Source organism: Agathobaculum faecis (assembly GCF_014287995.1).
GTDB lineage: Bacteria > Bacillota > Clostridia > Oscillospirales > Butyricicoccaceae > Agathobaculum > Agathobaculum ammoniilyticum.
Map to the genome: position 1 here is coordinate 1 of NZ_JACOPL010000082.1, position 576 is coordinate 576.

General features: G+C 60.9%; 1 protein-coding gene. It reads right to left on the minus strand.

The features are described from left to right. The coding region (locus tag H8S45_RS15960; protein ID WP_186950633.1) for an S-layer homology domain-containing protein at positions 1-576 on the minus strand (576 nt) is incomplete at both ends.

Sequence of the window (576 nt, forward strand, 5' to 3'; positions counted from 1 at the left end):
TAGCCGTTAATCCAGCCGTAGCTTACCGCCGTCTGCACAGCCCCGCGATACCATGCGTCCGCAGGCACATCAGGGAACGTAAGCGCCTTGTCGGTGCTGGCCCTGGCGAAACGGGCCGCAATAGCCGCAAACTCAGAGCGGGTGATGGGCTGCTCCGGCCGGAACGTACCGTCCTCATAGCCAGTGATGATACCCTTGGCCGCCAATGTCACAACCGCCTCGTGATACCACGCATCCGCAGCCACGTCGGGGAACGACGGGCTTTGGCTGTGGCTCTGGTCCAGCAGCAGGCGGTAGAACGCCTGCGCCACCTCGGCGCGGGTGATGTTGTTTGCCGGGCCGAAGTTTCCGGTTTCATAGCCTACCATGTAAGCTATGTGCTCTCTGGTGTTCAGCATGGAGGAAACGCCGGTGCCGTCAGGGTCGGCCACACTGGGAATCTCCGGCTTTTGCTCAAACTGCACCTTGACCGTGACCGCCGAGCTGGGCATTTTGAAGGTGTATTTGCCGTTGCCCTTGTCGGTCAGCGCGATTTCCTTTCCGGTCTTGTCGGCTGTTGCGGTGATGCTCTCCACC